This window comes from Sulfitobacter noctilucae, from assembly GCF_000622365.1.
GTDB classification, from domain to species: domain Bacteria; phylum Pseudomonadota; class Alphaproteobacteria; order Rhodobacterales; family Rhodobacteraceae; genus Sulfitobacter; species Sulfitobacter noctilucae.
In genome coordinates, this window is the sequence record NZ_JASC01000002.1 from 39,972 (window position 1) to 64,938 (window position 24,967).

Below are 24,967 nucleotides of genomic sequence, written 5' to 3' on the forward strand. Positions count from 1 at the left end.
GAAATCCCTAAATCATAGTCTAACCGGACATCTCGGATTCTGAACTCATCTCAACAATATTAAACAATTTCACGGGCGGTCCTTCTCGGTGGTGTCCAAACAACCGATAAGTTCTGCGTGATTGATTGCGCGGACAAGTTTTCCCGCTGGTTTGACTGCGACTCTGTCCTCCGCAGCGATCATCGCATTCAGAATCGCTTCTTCGATTGCCTGAACGCAAGCCTCGTAAAAGAGGTCCAGATGAATGTCATTCAATACATCCAGATTCATCAGGTCTGGCGCGCGCCACGGATTGTCCTGACCATTTGCGGTACTGAATGCGAGGAAGATATCGCCGCTGTTGTGTCCCCCCTTGCTGCCGTTGCGTCCGATACCGATCGAGCCGCGCCGCGCGAGACGGTTCAATTGGTGCGGCAAAAGCGGCGCGTCCGTTGCAACGATGATGATGATCGAACCTTGCTCTTTCTCGAAAACCAGATTTTCGCGCATGTGCTGTCCGACTGGCACACCGCCAACTTCGAACCAGTCGCGCGTGCCGTGGTTGGCCTGCACGAGGACGCCCAGCGTGTAGTCGGCACCTGCGACGGGGATTTTGCGGGATGCCGTGCCAGTGCCCCCTTTGAACTCATAGGCGATCATGCCGGTGCCACCGCCGACGTTGCCTTCGGCCACAGAGCCATCCGTTGCAGTGTTTAACGCCTCCAGGACGTGATGTTCTTGAACGCCCCGGGCATTGATGTCGTTCAGCACACCGTCATAAGTCTCTCCTACAACGGGTAGGCACCACATATGGTCGGTCTCAAAAACATCCTTGTAGCGATCCACCATCCATCCAACGGTGGCATAGCTGGTCATTCCGACACCGTGAGAATTGGTAATCATGACCGGGCCAAGGAACCATCCCAGATCATTGATCAAGTGCCCTCCTGTCAGTTCACCATTCCCATTGAACGAGTTTATGCCTGCCCACACAGGCTGAATGCTGCCTGATCCGCCACGCGGGATGATGGCCGTCACGCCAGTGCAGAGGCCCTTGTGAACACCCTCGACAGCATCTTCAATTATCGTGCTGAACCCCACAGTCACCCCGGGCACATCCGTGATCGTATTGTGCGGTCCGGGCTTTCCGGAGAAGTGCAGACCAATATCACGTGCACGGGGTTTGTCTGTCATGACAGTTTTTTCCTTTTGGCGTCTTGCACCGGGCGGTTCTGCGCACCGGGCTCAAAGGTGTAGGCAGCAAAGTGTCGCCCCAGCGTACTCATGTCTTTCACCCGTTCGTGTGCGGCGACACCTGCGCGGGCGGTGATGCCGTTCAACAGCAGGTTCAAAAGAGCGGAGAGGCCAGCGGTGCTGTCGAGAAAGGTCTTTGTGACCGTGCTGACGGAAAGCGCATGGGGCGTGTACTGTCGCGGCCAGGGATCATAGCGGTCCGTGACGGTGATCAGGGGGATTGAACGGCGCAGGCAAAGTTCGGCGATTTTCAGCGAGGTCTGGGCATAAGGCACTGTGTCCACCAGAACGACACAGCTGTCTTCCACATCATCTTCGAATATTTCGGACCAATTGCCGCTGGTGCCAGAGACGAAGCGGACACCGGATCGGGCGTATTTCAGGCGGGTCGCAAAATCCATTGCAAGCCCCATGGATCCCTGGAACCCGCAAACCTTGATGTACCGCGCGGCCGTAGCGGCATCGAGGGCATGCTCCCATTGCTCGGTACCAGCGAGACGATAAACTTCCACGATTGCTTCGATCTCAAGTTCCAACTGGCGCGCAAGCTCGTCGCGCGTGGTCACGGGAATTGCGACCCGCGACTGGCGAAGGGCACTGTCAAAGCCACGGCTCTGCCTGAGATCGGCATTCACGGCGCTCATGAACGCCTTGAAGTTCTTATACCCCAACCTGCGTACAAAACGGGTCACGGTCATCTCGCTGACGCCCGCATGTTTGGCTAGCTCACCCGCGGTGTCGATCGGCACTTGCATCAGGTCCGTTTCGACCCATCGGGCGACCGTGCTCTCGGCTTTTGACAGGTTACTGGCCTGTGCGACCCGCTCCAATACCGTCCCGGAGGGTGATGGCCCATCCCCGGTCATAAGGCGGCTTCCTGAAGGTGGGGAATCGCATCAATTAAGGTTCGCGTATATTCCTGTGTCGGATGGTCAAAGACGTCTGCGGTCGGGCCTGCTTCGACAATTTCGCCGTGGCGCATTACGATGACCGCATTACAAAGTCTGCGGATCACTGCCAGATCGTGACTTATGAAAATCATCGTCAGCCCGCGTTCCTTTTGCAGCCTTATCAATAGATCCATCACCTGCGCCTGCAAAGTAACGTCCAGCGCCGAAGTCACTTCGTCCGCAATAAGAACCTGAGGGTCCATGGCCAATGCGCGCGCGATGGCGACGCGCTGGCATTGCCCGCCCGACAGTTGCGCTGGCAGGCGTTCGCCCAACATGGGTTCCAGATCGACCTGCTTCATCAAATCGGCAACACGGGCTGGCACTTCATTTGTAGGGCACAGCCGGTGGCGGCGCAGGGGTTCGGCAATGGCATCGCGGATCCGCATACGCGGCGACAGCGCCTCGTAGGGATGTTGGTACACAAGCTGGACATCGCGAAGATAGAGGGCACGGTTACGACCCGAAGGTTGTGCGGGTTTGCCCTTATACAGGATCTCTCCCTGCGCAGGTTTCACGAGACCCACGAGCGCGCGCGCCAGCGTACTTTTGCCGGAACCGCTTTCCCCGACAATCCCCAATGTCTGCCCGGCTTGCACGGTGAAATCCGCGCCTTTCACAGCAGGAAATCCGCCATCGCGCTTGGAAATAATGTCGATCAAACTACGCCCACCGTATCTGACCTGCACGCCGCGCGCCTCGATCAACGGGGGGGCATGTGCGGCAGCCTGGGGCGTGTGAAGCGTCAACCGATCAGGGTGCGAGGCAATCAGCATCTGGGTATATTCATGCTGCGGCGCGTCAATCACCCTGCGGGTTTTTCCGGCCTCGACCACCTTTGATTTGCGCATGACGATGACGTCTTCGCAGACCCGCGCCACCGCCCCCAGATCGTGACTGACAAAAATCATCGACAGGCCCTGCGTGCGCCGCAGATCCACCAGCAGGTCCAGCACGCTTTTCTGCACAGTGGCATCCAATGCGGTTGTCGGCTCATCCGCCAGCAACAGGTCAGGCTTGCAGGCAAGCGCGCCCGCAATCATCGCCCGTTGTTTCATGCCACCAGACAGCTGATGGGGATAAGCCTTTGCCCATCGATCAGGTTCGGGGATGCGCACAACCTCCAGTAATCGCCGGACTTCTTTCAGCACCTCACGACCCTTGAGATCGGTGTGTTTGCGCAGGGTTTCTGCAACCTGATCCCCGATCCGCATCAACGGATCGAGATGCGACGCCGGGCTCTGAAAAATCATCGCGATGCGTTTGCCGCGCAATGTATTGAGCGTTGTTTCGGAGGCTTCAAGGATGTTCTGGCCATCAAATTCGACACTACCGTCGATCATCGCCGTCTGCGGCAGCAGCTTCATCAGGGCACGGCAGGTGACCGATTTGCCTGACCCGCTTTCCCCCACGATGCCCAATGCCCCACCGCGCGGCAGATCGAACGAAACATCATCGACGGCCAGTGTGTCGCCAAAACGGACATTCAGATTCCGGACGCACAGCAACGCACTCATCGCTCGATCCTCAGCATTTTTGCCAACCCGTCACCCATCAAAGCAAAGCCGACACCGATCAGAACCATGGCCAGCCCGGGAAAAAAACTGATCCACCAGGCGGTCGAGATGTAAATCTGGCCCTCAGCGATCATCACGCCCCATTCAGCCGCTGGCGGAGAGACCCCCATGCCAAGAAAACCGAGCGCCGCACCGAACAGGATAACCAATGTGACATCGGTCATCATATAAACAACAACCGGCGACATGGCATTGGGCAGCACGTGGCGAAACAGGATGTAGGGGTGAGAGAAGCCCATAGTCCGCGCCGCCAATACGAACTCAGAGCTACGCAAGACGATGGCTTCGGCCCGCGCCAGCCGCGCGTAGCCTACCCAGCCCACAAGCGCCAAGGCGATAAAATAGTTCTCGATCCCGGGTCCAAGCACGGCGACAATGGACAGCACCAAAACGAAAAACGGAAATGGCACTGTGATGTCCAGAATGCGCATCGCAATGGTGTCCACCCAGCCGCCAAAGTAACCGGCGAGCAATCCGATCGTCATGCCGATCACCATTGGCGCGATCACTCCGAGGAGGCCGATATAGAGCGCCAGTCGCGAGCCATAGATCACTCGGCTATAGGTGTCGCGCCCTACGTTATCCGCGCCAAACCAATGGTCCGCACTTGGTGGTGCCAACAAGGCCTCGAAATCAATTGCATAAGGATCATGGGTTGCCAGCAGCGGGGCAGAAAGGGCGATCAGTATCCAGAACATGACCAGCGCAGCGCCCCAGACAAACATCGGCGAGAGCTTCATGAGTTCACCCTCGGATCGATAAAGGCGGACAGGATATCAACGGATAGCATCACCACAATCGTTGTCAGAGCAAAGACCAGTGTGGCACCCTGAACCACGAAATAGTCCCGGGCCAGAATGCTGTCGACCATCAGCTTACCCATCCCCGGCACCGCATAAACGGTTTCCACAATGACGGAACCGCCCAGCAGGTAGGCAACAATAACGGCAAATAAGTTCAGCGTGGGCAAGACCGAATTGGGAAAGACATGCGTGCGAAATACCTGCGATGCGCCAAGTCCTTTGGACATCCCCGCAAGCACGTAATCGCGGTTCATTTCATCTAGCAGGGCCGAGCGCAGATTGCGCGTCAAGATCGGGACGACCCAGATGGCTGTTGTCAGTGAAGGCAAGAACAAATGACGGAAGTGTTCGGGGATCGTGGTGCCAAAGCCGCTGACTGGAAACCAGCCCAGTGTGACACCAAAGAAACGGGCAAAAAGCAGACCAACCCAGAACACCGGCATCGCCAGCCCGACCACACCCAATATGCGGATGATCTGGTCTGCCACCCCGTTGGGCCGCTTTGCAGACCAGACGGAAAGAGCAATCACTGGCGGAAGGATCAAGACGATGGAGTAGATTACGAGAAAGAGCGTGACAGGATAAAATTGCGCGATCAACTCGGAAACGGGCACCTTAAACCGTAGCGACGCCCCCAGATCACCCTGCAGCAGATTGCCAAGATAGGTGAAATACTGCGACAGGATCGGATCATCCAGCCCGTAACGATCGCGGATGATTGCGATGGTCTCATCCGAGGCCCGGATGCCCACCAGCAGGCGGATTGGATCCCCCGGCGTATTGACCATCAGCAGGAAGGTCACAATGCTGACGCCCAGCAGAACAGGAACAGACTGAACCAGTCTGGAGACAATAAATCTGAGGGTCTTCAAAACAGCACTCCGCCCGTGTTAGCCGGTCCAACCTTGGGCTGGACCGGCAAGGAGATCAGTTAACGATCTCTGTTTCCTCAAGCGTCCATTGCAGTGAGGGCGTCAGGGTCAGCCCCGTGATCCGTGTGGAATAGGCATTGGCGAAAGGCGGATAGTAGAGCGGGATCTGCGCCAGTTCTTCGGTCGAGATACGCTGGATCTCCCGATAAAGATCGCCACGCTTGGTGTCGTCCCGTTCGCGCAGGGCATCTTCGACCATCTGGTTCACTTCATCGTTGTTGTAGTTTGTGTAGTAAGAGTTGTTGCCACAGCTGCCGCATACAGCCCAACGAACCGCCAGATCAGGGTCTTCGGTTTCATTGTACCACCAGTTGATCGTGACCTGATATTCACCCTTGGTCAGGCGGTCCCACCACAGGCCCCCGTCCACACGCTCCACCGTGGTCTTGAAACCTGCGGCATCCCACTGCGCTTTGAGCAGTGTCGCGGCCTGTTCGAACGAAGGCGTAATCATCAGCGTGATCTCGGCACCAAGTGCACCTTCAGCCTCAAGCAATGCGCGCGCGCCAGCAGGGTCGTAGGCGGGTGGCGCAACATCGGCGTTATGATATGTCAACGCATTGGGCAGCGTGCTGTTTGCAACAACCGCTTTACCCAGTGTCATCGCCTTGGTTGTGGCTTCACGGTTCAGCGCCATCGCAGCGGCCTTGCGAACGTTCAGATTGTCGAATGGCGCTTTCGTATGGTTTGGCATGACACCATAGATCAGAGTTGAAGGGGCCAGCGGTACGGCCACATTCTCGCTCGCGTCCATCTCGTCCACCTGCGCAAAGGGAACGCCACGGTTGGCGTCGATCTCACCGGCCAGCATCATCGAGCTGCGCGTATTGTCGTCCTGAACTTCAATCAGGTCTGCCCCCGCGACCTTGGGATAGCCTTCTCGCCAGTAGTTCGGATTGGCCTTGAGTGTGAGACGATCATTGGGCTTCCACACATCGACCATGAAGGGGCCTGACGTCACGGGATCAGCCGCAAAGGCGTCATCCCCGCGTGCCTCGACATCGCCCTTGCTGGTAATCCCTGCGTTGAAGATTTCCATGTAGGACAGCATCGGTGCGCTGGGATATTCCAGCTTGAGTTCGACTGTATCCTCATCCACTGCCGTGAATGCTTCGACCGGGGCGTAAGCCGCAGGATAGGCCGAGGCTTCATCTTTGGCGACGCGGTTGAGGCTGAACGCCACATCATCTGCCGTGATATCCGACCCGTCAGAAAATTTCGCCGCGCGCAATTCAAACGTGTAGGTCAGCCCGTCCTCGGAGATGGTCCAGCTTTCGGCAAGACCTGGCTGCAACGTGCCATCAGCATCCTTGCGCAAAAGCCGCGCATAGAGTTGGCCGAATGCTTCAATATTGCCAGCCGCTGCAGAAGCGATCGGATCAAGTGTCGTGACTTTATTTGGCGAAGCGATGCGTACAATGTCCTGCGCAACAGCTCCCCCGGCGATGCTGGCAGTTGCAATGGTTACCAAAGCCAGTCCTTTGACATTGATCATATCATATCTCTCTCTGCGGTTAGAATCAGGGGTATGGTGGCAGATTAACATCAAAAGGCAATATTGGTAGAAAAATAACTTGGAGACGCGTTTGGGTGTTCGTGGTAGTCACCCTCCCGCCACCTTCCTGTCCTTGGTTGATGCGCCACTTGCCAATTCGAAGTCTCCTGACTTCGTCCTCGGGCAACGGCTACCTCACTTCCAACTTTGATCTGAGCCCCTAAAACTCCTCCAAATTTGTGTAGAGTCCGCCCGACCAAAGGACGGAGAAATGAAGGCACGATTGCCGGACGAACAGACCATAGCGATGATCAAAGAACAGGACGCTGGTGAGAAGACCGCTGATGTATGTCGGCGGCACGGCATCAGCTCAGCAACGTTCTACAAATAGAAATCGAAGTCTGGCGACATGCAGCCATCTGACGCGAAGCAGTTGAGGGCATTGGAAGATGAGAACGTCAAGCTGAAGAAGTTGCTGGCTGAGCAGATGCTCGACAACGCTATGCTGCGAGACATCAACTAAAAAAATGGTGACGCTCGTGGCAAAGCGGAATGCTGTGGTCCACTTGTGCGAGGCGCATGGTGTGAGCCACCGACGGGCGTGTGATGTTTTGCGAGTTGATCGATCTTCGGTCCGATATCTGTCGCGTCGAGGTGATGATGCTGAACTGAGAGATGCAATCAAGCGAGTTTCGAAAAAAAGGCGACGGTTTGGGTGCCGCCGCATCCACGTGATGATAGTGCGAGAGAGCTTCACAGTGAACGACAAGAAGGTGAGGCGCATATGCCGCGAAGAGAAGCTGCAGGTACGGCGCAGAGGTGGCAAGAAGCGTGCTTTGGGCACACGGAAGCCAATGGTGCTGCCGGACGGCCCGAACCAACGCTGGAACTCGGATTTCGTATCCGATGCGCTGACAGACGGGCGTCGCTTCCGTAGCTTTAAACGCGAAAACCTGCGGCGCAGAAGCGAACGAGATGGTCGATCCGTGTGCTATCCAAGTCCACCTGCGCGCCCAACGCACCCATCCGGTTCTGTGAGGTGAGCAACGCCAGCATGGCAGAGACGGAATAGACAAACCCTTCCACAATCTGCTTTCGCGACGCCTTTGGGAGAAGATTGGAGATTTCCTCTATGAAGACTTCTGCCACGGGATCGAAACACTCGGCCGAGATGTTTTTCCAACGGCTGTCAACCGACACAAAGGCCACGAGGCGAGCATAGTCGCGCCAGCGTGGATCTTTCGATGACAAATCAAAAAACGGACGAATAAAGGCAGCAAGGACGCGTTCGAGTGTCTGATCACCATCGGATCGAACCTGCTGAAGTGCATTCAGGCGATCGCACGACAAGGTTTCGGCCCGGCGCGCGACCGTTTTATGAAACAATGCGTTCTTGCCGCCTCCATGATGATGGATTGTCCCCACGGGTTCACCAGCCTCCGCTGCAATTTCGCGGATCGTTGCGCCATCGAATCCCCGGTCAGCAAACACTTTCTCCGCCGCATCTAATACGCGCAGTTTCGTGGCAAGCGCCCGTTTCGACGGGGCTCTCTTTCGTTCTGTTTCAGGTGGTTGCATCTCAGACATGGAAATATCTTGCCTTAACTTGAACATTTGTTCAAGTTAAGCGCCAACAAGGGAGTACGCGATGGGAGACGCGCATAAACGGCTGGCCCTGATCGGGGCGGGTCCGATGGGTTTGGCTGCGGCCAAGTTGCTGGTCGAACATGGAGTCGATTTTCAGGGGTTTGAGCTTAATTCGGGTGTCGGTGGTCTTTGGGACATCGACGCCCCACGCTCGACCATGTACGAGACAGCACACCTGATTTCGTCAAAGAAGATGACCGAGTTTTCGGATTTCCCGATGCTTGAAGAGGTGGCTGAATATCCTTCCCACCGCGAAATGAGGCGGTATTTCCAAGACTTCGCGGAGCATTTCGACCTTATCAAGTACTATCACTTCGGTGCTGAAGTGCTGTCTTGCTCGCCTTTGGGAGGTCCCGATGAGGGGTGGCGCATCACTTGGCGCAATGATGCGGGCGAGCATATCGAGGAGTTTTCAGGACTGCTCATTGCAAATGGCACGCTGAGCGAACCGAATATGCCAACGTTCAAAGGCGACTTCAGCGGCGAGTTGGTCCATTCTTCCGAGTACCGCTCCGCAAGTCAGTTTGACGGCAAACGGGTCCTTATTATCGGAGCGGGTAATTCAGGGTGTGATATTGCGGTGGATGCGATCCATCACGGAACGGCCTGCGATCTATCGATGCGGCGTGGATACTACTTCGTACCGAAATATGTTTTCGGCAAACCGGCCGACACCATGGGCGGGGCGATCAAACTGCCTATGCCGCTCAAGCGGATCATAGATGGCACAATCCTAAAATGGTTCGTGGGCAATCCGCAGAAATACGGTTTCCCCAAGCCGGATTATAAACTTTACGAAAGCCATCCCGTAGTGAATTCGCTCGTGCTCTATCATGCGGGGCACGGAGACTTGCGAATACGCCCCGACGTTGACCGCTTTGAAGGCAAGACTGTGCATTTCAAAGACGGAACAAGCGAGGACTACGACATGGTCCTTGCCGCCACGGGCTACAAGCTGGACTACCCGTTTATCGATGACGCACTTCTCAATTGGCAAGGCGACGCACCGCAACTCTATCTCAACTGCATGCATCCTGAACGGGACGATTTATTCGTGCTGGGAATGGTCGAAGCTTCAGGCCTTGGCTGGCAAGGACGGCATGAACAAGCTGAAATGGTTGTGCGCTATATCAAGAGACTGCGCGAGAATGGGGACGACGCGCGCGCATTGCAGCAAACCAAAGCGCAAGGTTTTGTGCGCGCGACAGGCGGCGTGGATTATATCGACGTACCACGCATGGCCTATTACGTTGACAAGGCGACATACCGCAAAGCCGTAACGCAGTGGATCGGCAAACTGGGAGGGCAACGGGCGTGATAGACGAGGCCGTACTCGACTTCTCTGCTGGGTCATTGACCCTTCTCAATTCAATCCTCGCCATTGTGATGTTTTCCATCGCCATTGATCTTAAACCACATGATTTCAAGATATTGGCGAAAGCACCCAAGCCGCTGATAGTTGGCTTGCTCTCACAGTTCGTAGTGCTTCCGGTGCTGACCTTTCTGCTCGTGCTCGTCGCCCAGCCTCAGGCCTCTATTGCCTTGGGACTGATCCTCGTGGCGGCCTGTCCGGGCGGCAACATCTCCAACTTCATCACGCACCGTGCAGGCGGAAATTCAGCGCTTTCAGTGTCGATGACAGCCTTTGCCACTGTCGGCGCAATCGTACTGACACCGCTCAATATCGCGTTCTGGGGGGGGCTTTATGGGCCGTCCGCCGAAATCCTGCGCGCAACCGCGATTGATCCGGTCAGCATTGCCATCACAATCAGCCTCATGTTGATCTTGCCGCTTATTCTTGGCGTGATGCTAAACATTCGTCGCCCCGATATTACCGCCAAGCTGCGTGGACCATTGCAATGGGTATCCATGGCGGTTTTCATCGGTTTCGTCGCGATAGCACTTGCCACGAACTGGACACTGTTTCTGGCTTTCGCGGGTGGCATTGCAGGATTGGTGATTGTCCACAATGCCCTCGGGCTTGTTGGCGGTTATGCAACGGCAAGTCTTGCGGGATTGTCCCCTTTTGACCGCAGAGCGGTGACCATCGAGACAGGCATCCAGAATTCCGGCCTCGGGTTGGTTCTTATCTTTGGTTTCTTTGGCGGACTTGGCGGCATGGCGATCGTCGCGGCATTTTGGGGCGTCTGGCATGCAATCTCGGGATTGATCCTTGCGGGTATCATGTCACGCAAGGTGGCTACATCATGACGCGCATCCTGATCACAGGTGGCGCAGGTATGATTGGTTGCGCGCTGGCAGAGGCACTTCCGGCCAAGGATATCATAGTTACAGATCTCGCGCGCGGAAACGTGCCAGAGCAGGTGCAGTTCCAGCGAATGGACGTCACCGGGAGCGATCCCGATATCGTCATCGGGCAACTGCGCCCTGATGTCGTCGTTCATCTTGCGTCGATTGTGACACCGCCGCCGGGCATGACCCGCGACACTGCATTTGCGGTTGACGTCACAGGCACGCGCAACGTTCTAAATGCCTGCGTAAAGCACAAGGTGAAACGGCTGGTGGTCACCAGCTCTGGTGCTGCCTACGGATACCACGCTGACAACCCGATCCCGCTGACCGAAGAGGCCGCCTGTCGGGGGAATCCCGAATTCGCATATGCCGACCACAAGCGTCAGGTCGAAGAAATGCTTGCGGTCGCACGACAACAACACCCTGAACTTGAACAAGTCGTCTTGCGCATCGGTACTGTTCTGGGTGCGGGAACGGACAACCAGATTACTGCGCTTTTCCGGCGGAAGCGTCTTCTTGCCATCAAAGGCAGCGATAGCCCATTCGTGTTCATCTGGACGCGCGACCTCGCCCGTATCGTCAAGCGCGCTGCGACTGATGGGCCGACGGGCATCTACAACGTCGCCGGGGATGGTTGGCTCTCTGTTGACGAGTTGGCAGCGGCACTGGGTAAACCGGTTCTGCGCCTACCCGCATTGGCTGTGAAGGCTGCACTTGCAGTGGCGCATCCATTGGGCCTGTCACAATACGGGCCCGAACAGGTGCGGTTCTTGCAATATCGCCCGGTGCTGGACAACAGCCGACTAAAGCGGGTTTTCGGCTATACGCCAGAGCTGAATTCCGCTGAAGTATTCGATCTTTGGCGGCGCGAGGCATGTGCATGAAGACAGCGGTAATTTCAGGCGGAAACGGCGGCCTGGGGCGAGCGATGGCCGATCAGCTTGAAGCCCAAGGATGGCATTGCGTGCTGTTGGACGTGAACATTGCGGGCCTTGCGAAATCCGGTAGCCGCACGCCAATAGCTGTGGATCTTACGGATCAAATTGCGCTGAAACATGCTGCGTCCGAAGTTATCACTGCGCGCCCGTCAATCGACATGGTGATCTATAACGCGGGAGTGACGCAAGTCGCTCCGTTTTATGAGACGGATGCAGATAGTCATCGGCGGCTCTTTGAGATCAACTATTTCGCCGCTGTTGAAATGGCTCGAATTTTTCTGCATCCGATCCGTGAAAGCCGCGGCACACATTTGGCGATCTCCTCGGTCGCTGGCTTTTCACCGCTATATGGTCGCACGGCTTATGCTGCATCGAAACATGCGATGCAGGGCTTCTTCTCCACTCTACGTTCGGAAGAAATGCCTTTCGGCGTGCGCTGCTCTATCGCGGCCCCAAGCTTCGTCGCAACCAACATCGGTAATGCCGAGCGCGGCGACGACGCAATCATGCGTCCCGGCGCAGCGGCGGATGGCTTAGATTACATGACCCCAGAGATGGCCGCGAAAGTCATTCTGAATGGAGTAAAGAGAAGGCGGGAATTCATACCTGTCGGCCGTGTTGCCCGTCTGGCAACGCTGCTGGTTCGCTTGTCGCCCGCACTTTATCAGTGCGCCATGCGCCGCAATATCCGCGCAGACATATCCAAGAAGTAAGCGCCTTCAGTCCGACGCCTCGAAAGCGTTCTTTCGAGTGGTAAAGCGGTTATATTTATTGAAGCAGCGACGGCAACAAGCACTCAACTCCCGCTGCAGTTTGCTTCGAACTGCGTGCAGCAGCCGAATTCTACAGCAGAAAAACAGTGATTCTCTTTGACTTTACGCTGCAATCATTTGGATTTGTTAAAATCGTCCGTGGCTAACTGGGCCTGCGACCTAACTGTCTGATGGTTTGTTGTTAAAAATTGACGCCGTCAGCCAAAGCCCGAGGCGGCTCATGTAGGACTGAAATAAGTCCGATGAGCGCGCGACGGCGTCCATAAAAATCCTTACTTACAAAAACGCATTTAAAAGCTGTCCGTTCTCAAAATCTGTCCAAGACTTTGCGTGCACTCCGCTCGCGGTCAAACTCTTACAGCTTGTAAGGCACGGCAAAGCAGCCAAAATTCAGCTTTTTCTAAAGGTTTAGGGCCGCTATACCCCAATTTAGGTATGCGCCCCAACGAAGCGGTCACTCCTAACGATCGAGGTTTTGTCCAGATGTCCGACGGAAAAACGGAAACGCATACTCAGGATGGTGCCGAAGCATCGAAGCAGCAATCACAACTCGTTGAGAGCATTTATAGAATTGCTCTTGAGCCGCAGACCTACGACGCTTTCATGGGCCGGTGGGACGCCTTTATCCAAGACCGCCTCAGCGCCCTTGATACATTGCGAAGCGAGACTGGCACCCTCGAAACACCGGAGGTCGCAACCCATTTCGAGATTGCAGAGCGCCTTCTGGAACAAACCCGCAGCGTGGTGGAAGCGCAATCAGCGGCACCAGAAAACGGGGCCGGTTTAGCCCCTGACCCACAGTTTCTGATCGACCGCTCGGGCACGATCGTGTGGTCCAATGCAGCTGCTACCAGAGCATTCAGACTAAAGCGTACAACACGTTTTGACGATCTGGGGTTGCCAGACCGCTACCGCGCAGCCTTGGCAGAACGCATTGAAACTCTGAACACGGCGTCGGAACATGGTGCCCCACCGCTCATCTTCCAAATGCCAGTCCTGGACGCCTCTGATGGGCTGGCCAAAGGAGACGTGGTTCATCTTCAAGCGCAACGGCTACATGAAAAGCTGGACAGCGATCTGCTGCTGATCGGGCCATTGGCCGCGCACTGGCCGCCTTCTATGCCCAACCTACTGGCAACGACATACGGGCTAAGCCAGTCTGAATGCGAGATTTGCGAACTGTTGAGCCGCGCCCACCGCCCTAAGGATGTGGCAGACTATCGAAACAGCTCGATTGCGACTGTGCGCACCCAGATCAAGTCTCTGTTGGTGAAAACGGGGTGTGGCTCGCAGACAGAACTCGTCCGGTTGTTGCATTTGCTGATGCGTGTGGCGGAAAGCCATGGCCCCGCGCGGCCAGCGGCACCTATTTCTCAGGGGAAGATGACCACTGTTCTGCTGGAGAGCGGCATCTTGATGCCTGTGGAGGTTCACGGGCCTGCAAATGGAAAGCCTGTGATCTTTCTCCACGGCATGCTGGACGGCGCAAGCCTTACCTCGCAGTTACGAGAAGCCCTCAGCGTCCGTGGTTTCCGTTTCATCTGCCCGACGCGGCCCTGGTTCGGCGATGCTGAACCCGACTACGGCCCGATGGAAACGGCCCCTGCCCGCGTCGGCGGCTACGTACGCGAGATGTGCGAACAAATGGGCATAAAGGACGCAGTTGTTTTGGGCCACATGGCGGGCGCGGTATATGCCTTTGCCAGTGCGGCACAAGCACCCGACCACATCCGTGCCATCGTGAATGTCTCAGGCGGCGTGCCCATCATTTCCAGATCGCAATTCGCCGACATGTCCCACCGTCAGCGTGTTGTGGCCTATACCGCGCGCTATACGCCAAGCCTGCTGCCCTTTGTGGTGCGTGCGGGCATCAGCCAGATCAATAGTGGCGGCACTGAACGTTTTATGCAGTCGCTATATGCTAATGCATCGATTGACATGAAGACACTGGCAGACCCCGAAGTATGCCGTGTTGTCCTTGAAGGATATAAATTCGCAACACGTCAGGGGCATTCGGCCTTCGAGATCGACAGCTACCAAGTTGTGCGCGACTGGTCGCATCTGGTGGCGGGATCAGACGTACCGGTCAGCCTCATACACGGCGCACATGACCCTGTCGTAAGCCCAAAATCCGTACGGGACTTTGCAGAACGCTTGGGCAACCGCGCATCATTGGAGATCCATGAGTATGCTGGCCAGTTGCTGCTGCATCAATTCCCAGACCGTGTCCTGCGCACCCTAGCCGAGATGAGCGCTGAACCGCGCTGATAGCATCATTCCATCTAGACCGGTCCAGAAATGTCACCGCAGGTGGCATCGGCAGACTGGGTTTTATTGGACGGTTTACTGCTCCGGATTCATGCGACTGGTGTTGCGAGCCGCACCGCAGCATTAGAGCGGTCTGATCGATGGCAGCTAAGAGTGACCTGCTCCCCATTGTGTCCGCTAATTTAGGTTAGCTCTGTTCAGGTTTTGGTCCTCTTCTGACCGGTTATCATATTCAGCTGGCGTCAAGCCAGTGAGGCTTGTGTGTGGGCGGTGGTTGTTGAAGTCATTACGCCACGCTGAGATCAGTCTGCGGGCATGGCGCAGGTTGTCGAACAGATGTTCGTTCAGGCATTCATCCCGCATTCTGCCGTTGAAGCTTTCCACAAAGCCGTTCTGCATTGGTTTGCCGGGGGCAATATAATGCCAGTCGACCTTGCGGTCTTCCTGCCATTTCAGGATCGCATTCGAAGTTAGTTCTGTGCCGTTGTCGCTGACCACCATGCAGGGGTAGCCACGCATCTCAGCAATGCGGTCCAGTTCACGAACCACACGGTTGCCTGAGAGCGATGTGTCGACCACGGCAGCAAGACATTCGCGGCTGAAGTCGTCTATCACGTTCAGAATGCGGAACCTGCGGCCACATGACAGGCTGTCAGACACAAAGTCCGAGGACCACCGCTGGTTCGGCCCCTGCGGGATCGCCCCTTTCGGCAGATTGCGTTGCAATCGCCTGGCGGGCAGTGATCGGTGCTCTGGTGCCGACTGCGCGCTTGCGTCCGCCCCGTTTACGGACTGTTAACCCTTCTTCGCGGTAGATCCGGTACAGCTTCTTCCAGTTCACATGCCAGCCTTCGCGCCTCAGCAGAATGTGCAACCGACGATAGCCAAAGCGTCGCCGTTCAGATGACAGCTCTTTCAAACGCCCACGCAGTTCCGTATCTGCTGGCTGTTTCGAAACACGTCGATAGACCCGTGGATCAATACCAGCCAAGGCACAGGCGCGCTTTTGATTGTATCGCTTCTCTTTCATGGCCCGGGTCACGGCGTTTCTGCGTGAGCCGGGCCTCAAAAGTTTTTTCCCAGCATTTCCTTGAGCGTCGACACGTCCATCATCTGCTCAGCCAGCAACTTCTTCAGCTTGCCGTTCTCAACTTCCAGTGCCTTTAGCTTCTTCGCATCCGACACCTCCATGCCGCCATACTTGGAACGCCATTTGTAATTCGTCGCATCGCTGACACCGTGTTTGCGGCAAAGCTCCTTCGCACCAAGCCCAGCCTGATGCTCTTTCAATATCCCAATGATCTGTTCGTCGCTGAAACGGCTTCTCTTCATCGTCTGTCTCCTCAGTTGGAGAACAGGCTAACTCAAAACACCGGACTTTTCAGGGGAGCAGGTCAGGGGCTATGTAAGTTGAACTTAGTTTGAGAGTGGTGTTATCGCCTTTGTCAATTTCGGGCAAACATTCTATTCCCGATACCCGACATTCGCCACGATGCGGAAGTTCGTAGCCCGCGCAGCGAAGGCCCGGATTGAGTCCACAGGAGACCAACAGAATTTTTTGCTGCGTGCGCTCGCAGCGCGCAGATTGCTGAAACAGCGTAAAGCTTTATGCCTCCGCGCACCAGGAAATTCAAGCATTCCGGCAAAGTGCAACAAGGATCAGGTAACGAATTCAAGGGTTGCGAACAAACCTGATCTAATCAACCTCACCCCGCAGCTTACAGGCAGCTCTGGGCAAAGTGAAAACGTACGATCGTGAGGTGTTTCTACCGAAAACGTGTGTCTTGTAGTGATGTTATGTTCGCAATCTCTGACAAACCTGATGTCGGCTCGAATAACTTTACGCCAAAAGGTGACGCACTTGACGTTGGAGAGGTGAGCGAATTTTAGCAGTGAAACTTCCAGCTGTCGCGTTCCGTGCTTCAATAAACCGAACACATCACGCATCCCCAAAGGATTCCACGAAATGCCGTATCATCGCTTGCTCGCATTCTTTTTCGTTTCAATCAGCCTTGATGCTGCACAAGCGCATGAAGTCTGGATCGAGCCATTATTTTGGCAGGTACCGGTGGAGGAGAGCTTTGAGGCGCACCGCATCAATGGGGAAAACTTCAAGGGCAATAAGCTGTCCTGGAACGAGCGCGTCACGGTCCTCGCCGAACGGCGCATTGGTGATAAGACTGTGCCCCTTACAGGTCGGGCCGGAGATATTCCGGCATTCCAACTCCCAGGAGCTGCCAGTGGCCTGATGGCACTTATTTTTCAGTCGACCCACAATACGATCACCTACCGCAACTACGATAAGTTCGCTCGTTTCGTGACATCAAAGGGGTATGAGGAAACGCTTGATGCCCACGCGGCCCGGGATTTGCCAGAAACGCCGATTAAGGAAGCCTATGTGCGCTTTGCTAAGGCGCTTGTCGCCGTTGGCGATGGTGCCGGAGAGGACAAGCCAAGGGGATTGGAGCTGGAGCTGGTGGCACTGGACAACCCCTACACATCCAAAGGGGGACAGTTGCGCTTTCAGGTGCTCTACCGGGACGTGCCGTTAGCTGACAATAAAGTTACCGTGTTCATGCGGGACGCAGAAGGTGTGGTCAACGAGTTGTCCCAGACGACAACCGCAGACGGAATCGCAATCTTCGATGCAGTGCCTGGGCGGGAATACCTGGTGGACACAGTTGTGCTGCGCGAACCGGCGCGAGCTTTGGTAGTGGAAACCAAGGGGGCTGTCTGGGAATCGCTCTGGGCATCACTCACGTTCAAAGTGCCGGACGCTCAATAAAGACCGTTAATTTCCAGCGGAAGTCGGTTCACTTTGCGCTCTTTCAGCAGATTGCGTGGTGGCTCGGACGCGTCTGCCTTGCGTAGGCGTTTGAACTGACGTTGTGCAACGGCCTTGGCTTTGTGCTGCGTGTCGATGACGGTGGGCCGCAGAAACACAAATAGCGTGCGCCGCGTCTGATCCTTGCTGCGCGAACGGAAGAGCCCGCCGATGATCGGCGCATCGCCCAAGCCCGGTACTTTGCCCTGAACAGAGCGGTTGTCATCGGTGATCAAGCCGCCCAGTACTACTGTTCCACCGTCTTGCGCCTGCACCGTCGTCTCGATGACGCGGCGATTGGTGATCAGATCGGCGGCACCTTCGATATTGGCATTCACAAGACTTGATACCTCTTGCGCGATTTCAAGCCGCACTACCCCATTCTTTGTCACACGAGGCAAAACTTGCATTGTGATGCCCACATCGCGCCTTTCAATGGTGGTAAAAGGGGTTGCTGTGTTGCCGTCTGTCGCAAATGACCCAGTGCGGAAAGGCACGTTTTGGCCCACAACGATGGTTGCAGCCTTGTTATCGGTCGTGGTGATCGACGGGGTGGACAGCAGATTAGCCTGCGTTGACTGAGATAGCGCCTGCACAAGTATGCCGAAGTTATCGACCGCACCGCCCAGCGTCAGACCGCTAGCCAGACCCGATGCCTGATTGACACCCAACGCCGCCAGCACATTGCCCAGCGACGCACCACCGTTGCTGAAGCTCGTGGCAGCGATGCCGCCTTGAGGGATCTGATCGGCGATGCCCAGCTGCACGCCCAGTCGCTCCGCCACTTCGCCTGACACCTCGACAATTGCCGCTTCGATCATCACCTGACGCGGACGTTGATCCAATGCTGCGATCAGGCTGGAAGCCTCGGCAATCTGGCTGTTTGTGCCACGGATCACAATGGAATTCGTCTCGGTGGAGGCCTGTACGGAAACTTCTGGCGCAACCTCGGGTGCCAAGCGCGCTTGCCCGTCTACATCTTCGGCCACGGGGTTGGTGATGTCCGTTCCGCCTTGCAGGGTATTGGCAACGATTTCGGCCACAACCTCGGCATCGGCAAATTCGAGCGCGTAAATGTGGGTGCGTTTCTGAACCTGCGGTGAGGTGCGCGGGGCCACATCCAGATCACGGGCGAGTTGCCTGATCTGGCTGATGTCTCTTTCGTTCCCGCGTACCAATAGAACGTTTGACGCGGCATCGACGGAAATACGCGCGCCGGTGCCCGAAGTGCCAAGCACTTCTGTCATGGCCTGTGCCACGGTCTGGGCGTCGGCAAATGCAAATCGGATAACCTCCGTGCGTTGTTCTTCTGGCAAGTCAAAGGTACGCGCAATGTTTACGATGCGGTCCACATTTGCCTGCGTATCGGTGATAATGATTGAGTTTGGGTCGCTTAATGCTTCGATAAACCCGGTTTGTGCCACAAGCGGGCGCAGCACGCGTACCGCTTCGGCGGATGGGAGACGATCAAGTGGCACCAGCTTGGTTATGACGTCCTGATCACCGGCGCGGCCACCCGGCGGTGTCGTGCCTGCTTTGGCCACGGATTCGGCTTCCGGCACGATTTCCCAAATGACGCCGGTCTCAACAGCCACGAAACCACGCACGCGCAGCATGGATTGAAAAAGCGACCAGACACCCGCCTGTGTCAGGGGTCTGGCGGAAATGACGGTTACACTGCCTGACAAGCTGGGATTGATTACCAGCGTGCGTTCGGTGATCTCGGACACCTGTTCGGCCAGAACAGAAATTTCGGTATTGCGCAAATTGATAGTGAAAGCGGCGTCGCTGTCATCGAGGGCGGCGTTCTGCGCCATCAACGCTGAGGGCAGCGAAAAAAGAAAAATCAGCGCAATGCCGACAAGTTTGCTCATGCGGTGCCCTGCCATGCTCGTTACCTCAGTGGGAAGGTCAGCAATAGTGCCTTCCCCTCCCGTACCACTTCCAACCGCGCGATGCCCGACGCTGCCACCTCATCGTAGAGCAGGCGGTCACCATCCAGATCGCCAAGTGTCTGCCCGTTCAACCGCGTTACCACATCACCGGCGCGTAGCCCAGCCAAAGTCACACCGATGTTGGGGTCTTGTTTGACCCTGTATCCGTTTTCCACCAGTTCCACGCCCACTCTGTCCATCGCAGCCTGCGGGTTCTGGGTGATCCGGTCACGCCAGAAAGAGATATACTCCTCTGTCGTCTCGGGCGGTGGTGCATCACGCAGGTCGATGGAGCCTTGGCCGGGTACAATCGCAGCGGCAAGCCGGGCAAAAGCATCGTCGGGGTTTTCCGCCACGGTCGAGTTGGTCTGTGCTACCGCGGTAGTGTCTGCATTCTCCACCCCGTCAAACCCGACAATCACCAAACCGTCTGCGGATCTCAGTGTGACTGTATCGGTATTGATCGCCACCAGTTCTGCCGCATCAACCGGATCACCCAGACGGTAGACCGCCGTTTGGCCGCCCACCAGCACGAATGCGCGGGACGCGGAAGGGTCCGGGTCCACCAAGACGCCACGCAGCGTTGCGCTGATCTGGCTGCGGGCTTGCGTATCGCGTGCAGCCTCTGGCGCGGCGGCCCGTCCGAAGGGCGCAAGAGCGATGATGGCACCTGTGACGCGTGGGGCGATGTCTGGCCGTTCAATGGCAAGGGGCGGCAACGAGTGTGGAAGCACCGATGTATGGCCCTGCGTATGCCAGATCAGTTGCGCAGCGGCAAAGATCAGCGACGCGAGCAGTGCCAGTATAACCACCGCCGTCAGCATCCAAAGCCGTGCGGCGGTCATTGGGTCGTCTCCGTCAGCGTGGTGTACCCTGTCAACGAGACAAGCTCTGCATCCGGCCCCTCCGCGGCATCGGCCACACGCGCGGTGACTGCACTCAGTCCGGTGTCAGGCAGCCCTCGCGCCTCCAGCCTGACGGCCCAATCGATCCCCATGGCGCTGCGCCAGCGCGGAGCAACGTCAAGGCCCAGCGTCGTGGCGGCAAGCGCGTTTTCAGCAACCCACCGCGCGACAATCCTGTCTGCCAACATGCGCGACGCGCTCGCGTGGCGTTCCACCGCTGTCAGCAGTGTCATGGCACCCACCGACAAGACCGTCAGCGCCACCAGCGTTTCGATCAGCGTAAAGCCCGCATCCCTGTTGCGGTGTGCATTCATGGCATCACGCGCGCCCGCGCGCCGTCAAAAACCACCTCTTGTTGGCGCGTGCCGTTGCCCAGCCGCAATATCTGCGAACCCGTGGCCATGGGCATCAAATCAGCGGTGATGGATATCTCTCCATCACGCCTGCCATTTTGGTCACTCAAGGTGATGCCATCTTCCAATGCGTGCCGCCCGGCTAGTGGCAGCAGCGTTGGCGGCATCCATGCCGCGCCGTCCCACCGTTCAAACCCGTAGGCCCCGTCACGCCAATCCATCCGAAGCGGCTCTCCCGTGGTCAGGCTGCGCTCGGCGGCGAGGTTCAGGCGCACGCTGAGCAAATCAGCCTCCTGCGTCACAGCGCGCGGCGGTGCGTCGCCCGGCAAGGCCAGCGTGACAATCCCTGCGGCAATGGCGATCAGCACCAAGACGATCAACGTCTCGATTAGGGTCACACCACTGTCGCTGTGCCGAGTATCAGCCATTGCTGGCCTGCGCTGTGCCGTGGGTGATGTCCGCATTCACCCCTTCGCCTCCCGGCTGTCCGTCTGCACCCAGTGTGGTCAGGTCAAACGGCCCCGTCTCTCCGGGCGAACGATATACATAAGGTGCGCCCCATGGATCTTGCGGCATGACACCAAGATAACCACCACTGGCCCAGTTCACCGGTTCTGGCGGCAGGGTGGGGCGCTGAACAAGTGCGGAAAGCCCCTGCCCCGTGCTGGGATAGGTGCGGTTGTCCAGACGGTAGATTTCCAGCGCACCTGCGATGGTCCGAAGATCGGTTTTGGCAACGGTAACCCGTGCCTCATCGGGGCGACCGATGACGTTTGGCACCACCATGGCTGCAACAACCGCAATGATTACCAGAACCACCATCATTTCGATCAGCGTCACACCCGCCTCTGCATCGCGGCAGGCGTGTAGGTGACGCGGTTTTGTATTTTTACGCTTCATGAAACTCAACTCCTAGTCGGACCGTGTGTTTTGTGCGACCTTAAACACAGCAGGAGAAAACAGCCACTTAAGTGTGACCCAGATCAAGCGCCAGAGCAAGTCCGTGAATCGCGAAAATATCGCTTCAAATCAAAAGAATAAGCCATCCGGTGCTGCGCAGGCACCGGCACCTCAAGACGTGGGAAGCGGGTCGAAGAGCGGCGCTGATTTCACGATTTTCGATGCACTGATCCCGAATGGGATGCAGGATGCGATCACGATCATCCCCGCCGAATTGGTTGCCCTGCACAGGCTGACACTGCCGATGCGCAGCGCACGCCGGAAAGCTGCCGCACTTCCTTTCGCCATCGAAGGGGAACTGGGCGACGGTCTCGAGGGGACACATGTGGCTCTATGCGGTCAGGTGGGAGGGACAGGCGGCACCCTAGCAGCTGCGGTTTCGACTGAGGTGATGGAGAACATCATCGCGCATGAACCGGGTGCGAGATGCGTTCCCGAGCAGCTTCTCCTCAGGTGCCCCGATGCCAGCGACAGCGCCTCTGCACGTTGGGTCGTCTTTACTCAATCGGGCCGCGCGTTGGTCCGCGCCTCGGACGGAACGGGTTTTGCCGCACGCAGTGATATGCTGCCGACCCTGTGGCAGATCGCCGGGCAACCCAGTGTCGACAGCTATGGCACGGTTTTGCCAGATGGTGTTCCTGCGCAGCACATGCCTGACGCTTTGCCTCCGCTGACCGATCCCGCTCAATTACCGGACCTAAGGCAGGGAAAGCTCCGCCCGGAACTCGGGCTTGGCAAACCTCTCAAATGGCTCGCTGCCGCCTGCGTTCTGGGTATCGTCTGCCACCTTGGCATCGCTGCCGCCGACGCGCGCGCGCAGCGCGGCATCGCCGATGATCTGCAAAAGGTGGCGGAGGCCGCCCTTACCCCCAGGTTGCCAGATGCCACGGCAGAACAGCCTCCCGCCCTGATCCAGCGCCAGCTTGCGGCCCATAACCAGCCTCAGCGCGGATCGGGCTTTGTGCCGCTGATGAACCGCGTCTCGACCGCGCTTGCAGGTCTGCCTGATGCCGTGCAGTTCCGTCAACTCAGCTGGTCATCGGACGCCCTGCGCATCACGATTGAGACCACTGATCTGGACGCTCTTCAGCGTGCCGAGGCGATGCTGGGCGACGCTGGATTGCGTGTCTCGAGCGGGTCGGCGACGGCCGAGGCCGGGGCCGCCCGCGCTGATCTGACGGTGCGGCCATGAAGGTGCTTGCGTCCCTTACCCCGCGCGAACGGGTTCTGATCCTTGGCGGCGGTACACTGCTGCTGGTCTTCGCTGTGTGGTTCTATGTCTGGCAACCGATTGCCGCAGCACAGAATGTGCAAACAGAGCGCATCGCGCGCTATCTGTCGGTGATCGATCTTGCGGGCCAGATGGGTGACCCGGTGACACAGGTCGCTGCAACCTCCGCACCTGACACGCCCCTTGCGCAGCGGATCACGCGGAGCGGCGAAGCGGCTGGCATCGCGCTGGCACGGCTCGACCCCGAAGGCCGGCGCCTGCGCGTCACGGTGGCCGAGGCACCCTATGCTGATCTGATTGGATGGATCGCAACGCTTGAAGCCGAAAGCGGCGTGCGTGCCCTTTCGGTCGAGATGTCGCGGCTGACGGGGCCCGGCATGGTTTCCCTGCGGATGACAGTGGAGGATGCTGTATGACGGCGCTCAGTTATAGTTTTGCGAAGGCCAATGGGGTGCTGATTGAAACGGATGGGGAGGCCGCGCCGCTTTGCCGCCATCTGCCGGGCGCAAAGCTGCCCGCGCTGCTCGAAGCGCAGCGCGTCGCAGGGGGGCAGATGCAATTTGAACCCATTGATCCCGACGCTTTCGATCAAGCGCTTTCTGCCACCTACCGTGACAGCGCCTCTCAAGCCGCGAGCATGGCGGACGACGACAGCGACGACCTGAGTGCTCTTGCCGAAACCGCAGCCTCCGTTGATGACTTGCTGGACCAGAAAGACGATGCTCCGGTGGTGCGTTTGATCAACGCGCTGTTGCTGGAGGCCGTCAAGGACGGCGCGTCGGACATTCATATCGAGGTGGAGGAAAAGCGCCTTGTCGTTCGGTTCCGCGTGGACGGCGTGCTGCGCGAAGTTCTGACCCCGCGACGGGCGTTGGCCGCACAGCTGTCCAGCCGGCTCAAGGTGATGGGCAAGCTTGATATCGCAGAAAAACGTCTGCCGCAGGACGGGCGCGTCAGCCTGCGGGTTGGAAGTTACGAACTGGATGTGCGCATCTCAACCCTGCCGTCGCAATTTGGCGAACGTGTCGTGCTGCGTCTGCTGGACCGGGGACAGACCCAAACAGGAATTGACAATTTGGGCCTTTCCGAGCGCGATCGCGGGGTTTTCGAGGGGATCATTCACGCGCCAGAGGGGCTGGTGCTGGTCACCGGACCTACCGGATCGGGCAAGACGACATCGCTTTATGCTGCACTCCACGCGCTGAATGACCGGGAAAGGAACATCCTTACGGTCGAAGACCCCATTGAATATTCGATGGAAGGTGTGGGCCAGATACAGGTGAATGCCAAGACCGACATGACCTTTGCGCGTGGGTTGCGTGCCATTCTGCGGCAGGACCCGGACGTGATCATGGTGGGCGAAATACGCGACGGCGAAACGGCCCGCATCGCTGTGGAAAGCGCGATGACAGGGCATCTTGTTTTGTCCACGCTGCACACGAACACGGCCATTGGCGCGGTGTCGCGGTTGATCGACATGGGTGTTGAACGCTACCTTCTGGCCCCGATGCTGCGCGGGTTGGTCGCACAACGCCTGGTCCGCAAGCTGTGTCCCGACTGCCGCACGGAACGGGCACTGACACCGGCGGAGGCCGCTATGCTGTCAGGTGCAATGACGCCGGGAATGCAGGTTTTCGACGCAGTTGGATGTGACACCTGTGCCGATACCGGCTATCGCGGGCGGCTGCCGATTTACGAAATCATCGCAATGACCGCGAAGCTGGAGACGATGATCCACGAGGGCGCGTCGGAGGCCGATTTGTCAGCGGAAGCCCGCGCCTCTGCACCCAGCATCCTGAAGGATGGCGTGGCAAAAATCCAAGCTGGTCTGACAACCGTATCCGAAGTCGCCCGCGCGGTGCGCGAGGATGCCGCGGTCGAAGGGGGCTGA

At 57.4% G+C, this 24,967-nt stretch carries 22 protein-coding genes and 2 pseudogenes; 11 read left to right on the plus strand and 13 right to left on the minus strand.

Going from position 1 to position 24,967, the window contains the following annotated elements:
• Positions 1 to 69: 69 nt before the first annotated feature.
• Genes Z945_RS0101350 through Z945_RS0101375 form a run of 6 tightly spaced genes read right to left on the minus strand, consistent with a single transcriptional unit; the run spans position 70 to position 6,990 of the window.
• Complete coding sequence (locus Z945_RS0101350; RefSeq protein ID WP_025050328.1) at positions 70 to 1,173, minus strand: DmpA family aminopeptidase; 1,104 nt, start codon at positions 1,171 to 1,173, stop codon at positions 70 to 72.
• Complete coding sequence (locus Z945_RS0101355) at positions 1,170 to 2,099, minus strand: MurR/RpiR family transcriptional regulator (protein ID WP_037970266.1); 930 nt, start codon at positions 2,097 to 2,099, stop codon at positions 1,170 to 1,172. Before Z945_RS0101355 ends, Z945_RS0101350 begins: the two co-directional genes overlap by 4 nt.
• Positions 2,096 to 3,700, minus strand: coding sequence for a dipeptide ABC transporter ATP-binding protein (locus Z945_RS19215; RefSeq protein ID WP_037970269.1), 1,605 nt, complete (start codon positions 3,698 to 3,700; stop codon positions 2,096 to 2,098). Before Z945_RS19215 ends, Z945_RS0101355 begins: the two co-directional genes overlap by 4 nt.
• Positions 3,697 to 4,500, minus strand: a complete 804-nt coding sequence (locus Z945_RS0101365) for an ABC transporter permease (protein WP_025050330.1) — start codon at positions 4,498 to 4,500, stop codon at positions 3,697 to 3,699. The genes Z945_RS19215 and Z945_RS0101365 overlap by 4 nt, the downstream gene beginning before the upstream one ends.
• Complete coding sequence (locus Z945_RS0101370) at positions 4,497 to 5,435, minus strand: ABC transporter permease (RefSeq protein WP_025050331.1); 939 nt, start codon at positions 5,433 to 5,435, stop codon at positions 4,497 to 4,499. The genes Z945_RS0101365 and Z945_RS0101370 overlap by 4 nt, the downstream gene beginning before the upstream one ends.
• Before the next feature lie 55 nt (positions 5,436 to 5,490).
• On the minus strand, positions 5,491 to 6,990 hold the full coding sequence (locus tag Z945_RS0101375) for an ABC transporter substrate-binding protein (protein ID WP_025050332.1): 1,500 nt from the start codon (positions 6,988 to 6,990) through the stop codon (positions 5,491 to 5,493).
• Positions 6,991 to 7,261: 271 nt separating this feature from the next.
• Between Z945_RS0101375 and Z945_RS21005 the strand changes: the two genes are divergently transcribed.
• Both Z945_RS21005 and Z945_RS21010 read left to right on the plus strand, forming a co-directional pair.
• Positions 7,262 to 7,381 (plus strand): transposase, encoded by a 120-nt coding sequence (locus Z945_RS21005; protein ID WP_152541014.1) that lies wholly within the window; start codon positions 7,262 to 7,264, stop codon positions 7,379 to 7,381.
• Positions 7,382 to 7,517: 136 nt separating this feature from the next.
• Positions 7,518 to 7,925 (plus strand): annotated as a pseudogene (locus Z945_RS21010) (IS3 family transposase); the annotation flags it as partial.
• A gap of 4 nt (positions 7,926 to 7,929) precedes the next feature.
• Here the strand turns inward: Z945_RS21010 and Z945_RS0101385 are convergent.
• The gene (locus Z945_RS0101385; RefSeq protein ID WP_025050333.1) at positions 7,930 to 8,577 is read right to left on the minus strand and encodes a TetR/AcrR family transcriptional regulator; all 648 of its coding nucleotides are present in this window, start codon (positions 8,575 to 8,577) and stop codon (positions 7,930 to 7,932) included.
• Positions 8,578 to 8,638: 61 nt separating this feature from the next.
• Between Z945_RS0101385 and Z945_RS0101390 the strand changes: the two genes are divergently transcribed.
• The 5 genes from Z945_RS0101390 (at position 8,639) to Z945_RS0101410 (ending at position 14,869) form a co-directional block, all read left to right on the plus strand.
• On the plus strand, positions 8,639 to 9,955 hold the full coding sequence (locus tag Z945_RS0101390; protein WP_025050334.1) for a flavin-containing monooxygenase: 1,317 nt from the start codon (positions 8,639 to 8,641) through the stop codon (positions 9,953 to 9,955).
• Positions 9,952 to 10,848, plus strand: a complete 897-nt coding sequence (locus Z945_RS0101395) for a bile acid:sodium symporter family protein (RefSeq protein ID WP_025050335.1) — start codon at positions 9,952 to 9,954, stop codon at positions 10,846 to 10,848. Before Z945_RS0101390 ends, Z945_RS0101395 begins: the two co-directional genes overlap by 4 nt.
• Positions 10,845 to 11,774 carry an SDR family oxidoreductase gene (locus tag Z945_RS0101400; RefSeq protein WP_025050336.1) on the plus strand — a complete coding sequence of 310 codons (930 nt, stop codon included), beginning with the start codon at positions 10,845 to 10,847 and terminating at the stop codon, positions 11,772 to 11,774. The genes Z945_RS0101395 and Z945_RS0101400 overlap by 4 nt, the downstream gene beginning before the upstream one ends.
• Positions 11,771 to 12,541: an SDR family NAD(P)-dependent oxidoreductase gene (locus Z945_RS0101405; RefSeq protein ID WP_025050337.1), complete on the plus strand. Its 771-nt coding sequence runs from the start codon at positions 11,771 to 11,773 to the stop codon at positions 12,539 to 12,541. The genes Z945_RS0101400 and Z945_RS0101405 overlap by 4 nt, the downstream gene beginning before the upstream one ends.
• Positions 12,542 to 13,084: 543 nt before the next feature.
• Positions 13,085 to 14,869 carry a bifunctional helix-turn-helix transcriptional regulator/alpha/beta hydrolase gene (locus Z945_RS0101410; RefSeq protein ID WP_161634067.1) on the plus strand — a complete coding sequence of 595 codons (1,785 nt, stop codon included), beginning with the start codon at positions 13,085 to 13,087 and terminating at the stop codon, positions 14,867 to 14,869.
• A gap of 177 nt (positions 14,870 to 15,046) precedes the next feature.
• Here Z945_RS0101410 and Z945_RS19225 read toward each other — a convergent pair.
• Positions 15,047 to 16,201, minus strand: a pseudogene (locus Z945_RS19225) (IS3 family transposase).
• Between the two features lie 634 nt (positions 16,202 to 16,835).
• Here Z945_RS19225 and Z945_RS0101425 point away from each other — a divergent pair.
• Positions 16,836 to 17,654, plus strand: coding sequence for a DUF4198 domain-containing protein (locus Z945_RS0101425; protein WP_025050340.1), 819 nt, complete (start codon positions 16,836 to 16,838; stop codon positions 17,652 to 17,654).
• Here the strand turns inward: Z945_RS0101425 and gspD are convergent.
• The 5 genes from gspD to gspG are packed head-to-tail and all read right to left on the minus strand — an operon-like array spanning position 17,648 to position 21,785.
• Positions 17,648 to 19,567, minus strand: a complete 1,920-nt coding sequence (gene gspD, locus Z945_RS0101430) for a type II secretion system secretin GspD (RefSeq protein ID WP_025050341.1) — start codon at positions 19,565 to 19,567, stop codon at positions 17,648 to 17,650. The genes Z945_RS0101425 and gspD overlap by 7 nt on opposite strands.
• A 20-nt stretch (positions 19,568 to 19,587) precedes the next feature.
• Entirely contained in the window at positions 19,588 to 20,472 is an 885-nt protein-coding gene (locus Z945_RS0101435; RefSeq protein ID WP_025050342.1) for a type II secretion system protein N, read from the minus strand.
• Positions 20,469 to 20,846 (minus strand): type II secretion system minor pseudopilin GspI, encoded by a 378-nt coding sequence (gene gspI / locus Z945_RS0101440; RefSeq protein ID WP_025050343.1) that lies wholly within the window; start codon positions 20,844 to 20,846, stop codon positions 20,469 to 20,471. The genes Z945_RS0101435 and gspI overlap by 4 nt, the downstream gene beginning before the upstream one ends.
• Positions 20,843 to 21,313, minus strand: a complete 471-nt coding sequence (locus tag Z945_RS19930) for a prepilin-type N-terminal cleavage/methylation domain-containing protein (RefSeq protein ID WP_025050344.1) — start codon at positions 21,311 to 21,313, stop codon at positions 20,843 to 20,845. Before Z945_RS19930 ends, gspI begins: the two co-directional genes overlap by 4 nt.
• The gene (gene gspG, locus Z945_RS0101450) at positions 21,306 to 21,785 is read right to left on the minus strand and encodes a type II secretion system major pseudopilin GspG (RefSeq protein WP_025050345.1); all 480 of its coding nucleotides are present in this window, start codon (positions 21,783 to 21,785) and stop codon (positions 21,306 to 21,308) included. The genes Z945_RS19930 and gspG overlap by 8 nt, the downstream gene beginning before the upstream one ends.
• 103 nt (positions 21,786 to 21,888) lie before the next feature.
• Between gspG and gspL the strand changes: the two genes are divergently transcribed.
• Genes gspL through Z945_RS0101465 form a run of 3 tightly spaced genes read left to right on the plus strand, consistent with a single transcriptional unit; the run spans position 21,889 to position 24,967 of the window.
• Positions 21,889 to 23,037: a type II secretion system protein GspL gene (gene gspL / locus Z945_RS0101455; RefSeq protein WP_152541016.1), complete on the plus strand. Its 1,149-nt coding sequence runs from the start codon at positions 21,889 to 21,891 to the stop codon at positions 23,035 to 23,037.
• Positions 23,034 to 23,492: a type II secretion system protein GspM gene (gspM, locus tag Z945_RS0101460; protein WP_025050347.1), complete on the plus strand. Its 459-nt coding sequence runs from the start codon at positions 23,034 to 23,036 to the stop codon at positions 23,490 to 23,492. Before gspL ends, gspM begins: the two co-directional genes overlap by 4 nt.
• Entirely contained in the window at positions 23,489 to 24,967 is a 1,479-nt protein-coding gene (locus Z945_RS0101465) for a GspE/PulE family protein (protein ID WP_025050348.1), read from the plus strand. Before gspM ends, Z945_RS0101465 begins: the two co-directional genes overlap by 4 nt.

Coding starts and splice junctions, on each gene's coding strand:
- Z945_RS0101375 (WP_025050332.1), bottom strand. CDS start 6,990: ATGATCAATGTCAAAGGACTGGCTTTGGTAACCATTGCAACTGCCAGC.
- Z945_RS0101410 (WP_161634067.1), top strand. CDS start 13,085: ATGTCCGACGGAAAAACGGAAACGCATACTCAGGATGGTGCCGAAGCA.
- Z945_RS0101405 (WP_025050337.1), top strand. CDS start 11,771: ATGAAGACAGCGGTAATTTCAGGCGGAAACGGCGGCCTGGGGCGAGCG.
- Z945_RS0101400 (WP_025050336.1), top strand. CDS start 10,845: ATGACGCGCATCCTGATCACAGGTGGCGCAGGTATGATTGGTTGCGCG.
- gspM (WP_025050347.1), top strand. CDS start 23,034: ATGAAGGTGCTTGCGTCCCTTACCCCGCGCGAACGGGTTCTGATCCTT.
- Z945_RS0101435 (WP_025050342.1), bottom strand. CDS start 20,472: ATGACCGCCGCACGGCTTTGGATGCTGACGGCGGTGGTTATACTGGCA.
- Z945_RS19215 (WP_037970269.1), bottom strand. CDS start 3,700: ATGAGTGCGTTGCTGTGCGTCCGGAATCTGAATGTCCGTTTTGGCGAC.
- gspI (WP_025050343.1), bottom strand. CDS start 20,846: ATGAATGCACACCGCAACAGGGATGCGGGCTTTACGCTGATCGAAACG.
- Z945_RS21005 (WP_152541014.1), top strand. CDS start 7,262: ATGAAGGCACGATTGCCGGACGAACAGACCATAGCGATGATCAAAGAA.
- gspD (WP_025050341.1), bottom strand. CDS start 19,567: ATGAGCAAACTTGTCGGCATTGCGCTGATTTTTCTTTTTTCGCTGCCC.
- Z945_RS0101355 (WP_037970266.1), bottom strand. CDS start 2,099: ATGACCGGGGATGGGCCATCACCCTCCGGGACGGTATTGGAGCGGGTC.
- Z945_RS0101425 (WP_025050340.1), top strand. CDS start 16,836: ATGCCGTATCATCGCTTGCTCGCATTCTTTTTCGTTTCAATCAGCCTT.
- Z945_RS0101365 (WP_025050330.1), bottom strand. CDS start 4,500: ATGAAGCTCTCGCCGATGTTTGTCTGGGGCGCTGCGCTGGTCATGTTC.
- Z945_RS19930 (WP_025050344.1), bottom strand. CDS start 21,313: ATGGCTGATACTCGGCACAGCGACAGTGGTGTGACCCTAATCGAGACG.
- Z945_RS0101465 (WP_025050348.1), top strand. CDS start 23,489: ATGACGGCGCTCAGTTATAGTTTTGCGAAGGCCAATGGGGTGCTGATT.
- gspG (WP_025050345.1), bottom strand. CDS start 21,785: ATGAAGCGTAAAAATACAAAACCGCGTCACCTACACGCCTGCCGCGAT.
- Z945_RS0101350 (WP_025050328.1), bottom strand. CDS start 1,173: ATGACAGACAAACCCCGTGCACGTGATATTGGTCTGCACTTCTCCGGA.
- Z945_RS0101385 (WP_025050333.1), bottom strand. CDS start 8,577: ATGTCTGAGATGCAACCACCTGAAACAGAACGAAAGAGAGCCCCGTCG.
- Z945_RS0101390 (WP_025050334.1), top strand. CDS start 8,639: ATGGGAGACGCGCATAAACGGCTGGCCCTGATCGGGGCGGGTCCGATG.